General features: G+C 62.3%; 5 protein-coding genes and 1 pseudogene. 1 reads left to right on the forward strand and 5 read right to left on the reverse strand.

The genetic code is table 11. From position 1 onward, the window contains the following. From EOD15_RS28565 to EOD15_RS28575, 3 genes are all read right to left on the reverse strand, one after another. The coding region (locus EOD15_RS28565) for a DeoR family transcriptional regulator (RefSeq protein ID WP_148129672.1) at positions 1-287 on the reverse strand (287 nt) is incomplete at its 3' end. An 80-nt stretch (positions 288-367) separates the two neighbouring features. Next, the gene (locus EOD15_RS28570) at positions 368-1,024 is read right to left on the reverse strand and encodes a GntR family transcriptional regulator (protein ID WP_127319849.1); all 657 of its coding nucleotides are present in this window, start codon (positions 1,022-1,024) and stop codon (positions 368-370) included. 149 nt (positions 1,025-1,173) lie between these two features. Next, on the reverse strand, positions 1,174-2,103 hold the full coding sequence (locus EOD15_RS28575; RefSeq protein WP_164748649.1) for an AraC family transcriptional regulator: 930 nt from the start codon (positions 2,101-2,103) through the stop codon (positions 1,174-1,176). 591 nt (positions 2,104-2,694) lie between these two features. Here EOD15_RS28575 and EOD15_RS28580 point away from each other — a divergent pair. After that, positions 2,695-3,711, forward strand: a complete 1,017-nt coding sequence (locus tag EOD15_RS28580) for a Zn-dependent oxidoreductase (protein ID WP_127319845.1) — start codon at positions 2,695-2,697, stop codon at positions 3,709-3,711. A 7-nt stretch (positions 3,712-3,718) separates the two neighbouring features. On the opposite strand, the gene EOD15_RS28585 is transcribed toward EOD15_RS28580, so the two are convergent. Together EOD15_RS28585 and EOD15_RS28590 are read right to left on the reverse strand one after the other, a co-directional pair. Continuing rightward, positions 3,719-4,423 (reverse strand): cyclase family protein, encoded by a 705-nt coding sequence (locus EOD15_RS28585; RefSeq protein ID WP_127319843.1) that lies wholly within the window; start codon positions 4,421-4,423, stop codon positions 3,719-3,721. Beyond that, positions 4,420-4,812 (reverse strand): annotated as a pseudogene (locus tag EOD15_RS28590) (ABC transporter permease); the annotation flags it as partial. The gene EOD15_RS28585 and the pseudogene EOD15_RS28590, both read right to left, overlap by 4 nt.

The raw sequence follows: 4,812 nt of genomic DNA on the forward strand, positions 1-4,812 counted from the left end.
CCGGCAGCTATCCTGCCGATGGCAGCCTTGCCCCGGGCATTCTCCTGGCTGCGCAGGCTCATTGCCGGTTCGCTCGGCTCGAAACGGGCAGCGCCGCCATGGACGATGCCGAGCTGCCCTTTATCCGACAGCAGTTTCAGGTCGCGGCGGATGGTTTCGCGTGAGACATCGAAGAACCCGGCCAGCTCGGCGACACTGACAGACCCGTGAGCGCCCAGCCGCCGCAGGATCTCTTCGTGGCGACGTGGAGCAAGGGCGCGCGCCGGCAGGCTGCTGTCGGGGGACATGATGATCCTGGATCGAGTATCGATGTTGCAATATGTGGCAGTGATCGCGCGCAGAGGCAACCGGAGCTCAAGCCACGCCGTCAGGATTTTCGCGACAGGCCATCTTCCCTGATCGCGCTGACCAGCGTCTCGCTTCCCTCGCGAAGATGCTGCCTCAGAATGCTTATGGCCTTGTCCTCCTTGCGCGCCCTGCAGGCGGCCAGCAGGTCGCGGTGCTCCGTCTGCGAGCGGCTGCGATAATCCAGGTTCGACAGGAGGATGCGGACGTAGCGATCTGCGGCATTGTGGTGCGCCTCGATCAGGCCGAGCAATCGACGGTTACCGCAGGCGTCGTAGAGAGCCAGATGAAAGGCACGGTTCAGCGCACCCCATCGGCCGACATTGCGCTCCGCGTCGATCTGGTCGAGCACCTGTTCCGCCTCGTCGAGCTTCGCGCCGGCGAGGTTGGGAAGCGAAAGCCGCACCGCCTCGCATTCAAGCAGTTCGCGCAGTGCGTAGATTTCACCGATCTCGGCGCCGTCCATCCGGGCGACCTGCGCGCCTTTTGTCGGATGGATGGAAACAATGCCTTCGGCTTCCAATTGGCGAAGGGCGTCACGAATTGGCATGCGGCTGAAGCCAAACTGCTCGGCCAATTCGTCCTGGCGCAGCGGAGTGCCCGCCTTGATGGTTCCACCGGCAATCGCTTCGCGCAGGACATTGGCGACCTGTTCGGCCACGGTTCGCGGCCCCTGCATCACGCTTTCCGCAAATCCTCGCAATCGATGCTCCCGTTTGACGCGGCGCTCAGCTTAACGGATGTAGGTATCCTCGTATACGCAGTATCGGCAACGCCCCAAGGGTTCGCCGCACTATTCCGACGGTCTCTGCCCGGGCTATTGGCCACTCAACCAAGGGTCTGCCGCGCTTCATCCCGAACGCTGGAAGGCGCCACGCCATAACGCTTTCGGAAGGTGCGGTTGAAGTAGGAGATATCCCCGAAACCGACTTCATAGGCAGTGGCGCCTATCGAAAGCGTTCCCGTTCCCCGCAACAGCAGCTTGCGCGCCTCGGCCAGGCGCCGTTCGAGAAGATATCTCGAAAATGTCGTCCCTTCGCGCTGAAACAACTTCTGGACATATCGTGGTGTAACATCGAGGACAGCGGCCACAGCGGAAATGCTCAGATCGCCATCCCCCAGGTGATCATCGATATAGCGTTTAACAGGGTGCAGCCGGTCACGTTCCACCGTTGATGGGGTTTCCAGATAGGCGACGACGAGCGGAAGTATTTCGTTGAAATGGGCATTGGCCATCTCCGCCTCGTTGGCTGAATGCGGGCCACGCATCAACAGATAAGCGCCGTAGGTGATCAGAAGCTGGAGCGGAGGAAACGTTCTCGGGATCGGTCGCAGCATCAGCCTGGAAAGCGTCTCGCCGGAAACGCGGAAAGCGGCGCCGGGCAGGCTGCCGCAGTCCAGCCTGCCCCCTTCGGGCAGATACCAGTCGTAGGCCATCTCACCGGATACAAAGAGGAAATCTCCAAGCGCGGCTTCTATCTTCCGTCCATCCTGCTCAACGACCAGCGGACCTTCCATGCTTCGCAACATGAGCACCTTGTCCGAACCCGGCATTCCAATCCCCCGCACCCGTAACGGCGAGGGCGGGAAGAAACACGTCATGACGTTCAGATCGGCGAGGCCACATGTCACGCCACGCACAGCGGAGAGGACACCCAGCCCTGTTTCGATCGCGACCTCCCCGATGACCGTTAAAAAATGGCCGGCGCACAACCGCTCGGCTTCCGCGTCGTCGTGACCCGACATGTCGAAGCTCACCGGGCTGATCCCGCTGGGGTTGGTCGACCTGTGATATAACTGCAACATTTTCAATTCGGATCGTCGGAGTTCGTTTTCAGCAGTGCCGGCTTCGCTTCACTCCAAGCGCGCCATCGCCCTGATCGATAACATGAGTAATTGAGACATATTTAATCGATCCGGGAAAAGGGAGCCAGCGATTTGTGGCCCTCAATGCCTTTGCGGCACCCGAGGGGCCAATTTGGGGTGCGACTATGCGGAATGAACTGATCGCGGGAACTTGCCTCGCACTGCTGCCACTTGCTTTCACGACCGTGCCCGTGCAGGCGCAGAACACTGGAGATTCGGCACCCGCGATACAGGCAAGCGGTAGTCATTTCCTCCTTGATGGAAGTCAACAAATTTTGACTGCCCGCCCCTTCGAGAGGAAACCGGCAAGACAGCGCATTGAGCGTCCAAACTGCGGACGCCAGGGCATTTGCGTTTCAGTGAACGCCCGTTCCGATTTCGTGCGCAACGTGTCGGGTAAGAGGCTGTCTAACAGCCGCCATGAGCGCTTGACGAAACAGCGAGATTGAGCCACTTGTCGACTAGTATACAAGTGGTGAGGCCATGCTTGAAGTTCTCGTTCGCGCGCCGCAGTCGCTGGAAGTCCGGCAGGGCACGATACCCCAGCCCGGGGCAGGCGAAGTCGTCGTTCATGTCAGCCGTGCCGGCATCTGCGGCTCCGACATTCACATCCTGCATGGCTCCAATCCGTTCGCCGTCTATCCACGTATCATCGGCCATGAATTCGCCGGCACCGTAACAGCGCTCGGACGCAATGTGACCGGCATTGCGACGGGAGACCGTGTGGTGGTCGATCCCGTGGTGTCGTGCGGCCACTGCTATCCCTGCCGGGTCGGCCGCTCCAATGTCTGCGCCAACCTCGAAGTGATGGGCGTTCACCGCGACGGCGGTTTTCGCGCCTTCGTCGCGGTGCCGGCGGCAAATGTCATACCGGTTCCAAGGGATATGCCGTTTGGGCTGGCGGCACTGGCCGAGCCGTTTTCCATCGCCGCCAATGTGCTCGATCGTACCGGTTGCGGACCCGAGGACACAGCGCTGATCTATGGCGCCGGCACGGTCGGCGTCACTGTCCTGCAGGTCGCCAAGCTCAAGGGCGCACGCTGCATCGTTGCCGATATCGACGAAGCCCGCCTGGAGCGAGCGCTCCGCTTCGGTGCCGACAGGGTGATCCACTCCGTGCGCGATCCCGTGTCGGCCGCGGTGCGCGCTGAAAATGACGGTCTTGGCCCGACGCTGGTCATTGACGGCGCCGGCATTCCCGCACTTCTTGACGAGGCTTGCCGGCTGGCCAGCCCGGCGGGCCGCATCGGCCTGCTCGGCTTTTCGGACGCCCCATCCAACCTCAGCCAGCAGGAAGTGGTGCGCAAGGAACTGACCATCGTCGGCTCGCGCCTGAACCGCCGGCTGTTGCCGCGCGTCGTCGAATGGCTGGCCGACAAGCGGCTCGATCCGCAAGGCATGATCACGCAGGTCTTCGCGGCGGCGGATGCACGCGCAGCCTTCGACTTGATCGAGAAGGAACCGGAGCGAACGCTCAAGGTTCAGCTGGACTTCTCGTAAGCCGGAATTAGCCCTCGACCAGCGCGACGGCGCGCAGTGGTGATCCGGTGCCGCCTTCGATCGCCAGCGGCAAGCTGATCAGGAAGCACCGAGGCGGCAAGTCACCAAGCCGTGCGAAATTCTCGCCGATCAGGATGCCGGCTGAAAGCAACGTATTGTGCGCCGGGAAATCCTCGCTGCCGAAACAATCGATCGACAGGCAGTCCGAGCCGACGATGCGCGCACCGCGCTCGACCAGCAATTCGCTTGCCTGCCGCGACAGGCCGGGCCAGTCGGCGAGAAATGTGGCCGGATCGTCCCAGAACCGGTCCCAGCCGAAATGGAAGAACACGGCGTCGCCCTGCCGTACGCGGCCCTGTTCGGCCTCGAAAGCGAAGATAGCATCCGGCTCGACCGCCTGCCGGGGCCGACAGCCACGCGCATCGATCGTCACCATGCGGCCGAAGAAACGCTCGACCGGAATGCCGGAGATGGCAGCACCGCCGCGGATGAAATGGACCGGCGCGTCGAAATGCGTGCCGGTGTGCTCGCTCATAGCCAACGCATGGTTGCAGGCGACGTCGCCGCGGTCGTAGGATTCCACCATCTCCTGGCAGTAATGCGGGTGCGTCGGCCACACCGGCATGCCGGGCTTCATCGGATGCGTCAGATCGATGAAGGAAACCGCCTTTGTTTCGAACAGCTTGGCGAGCGTGTCAGTGGCGGATGTCATCTAACGCGAGGCCTCGGCACGAGAGCGACGATCAGGATGATCAGCACGCCGGTCAAAAGGAAGCGCACGCCTGCCTGGATGCCAAAGGTGTTGAGCATGGTAGACATCAGGTTGAAGAACAACGCAGCCCCCCATATGCCTACCGCGTTGGCCTGCCCACCAGCGACGCTGGTGCCGCCAAGCACCACCACGGCGATCGATTCCATCAGATAGGCGTCACCCATGTTGAGTGCTGCCCCGCCGCTGAAGCCGGCAAGCAGGAAGCCGGCGAGCGCCGCCGCCGTGCCGCACAGCATATAGGCAATCAACCGCACCCGTGCGACGTTGATGCCGGCAAGCCGCGCCGCCGGTTCGCTCTGGCCGGTGGCCAGCACTTGCCGGCCCCAGAC

The organism is Mesorhizobium sp. M7A.T.Ca.US.000.02.2.1 (assembly GCF_003996995.1).
Taxonomy (GTDB): Bacteria; Pseudomonadota; Alphaproteobacteria; order Rhizobiales; family Rhizobiaceae; genus Mesorhizobium.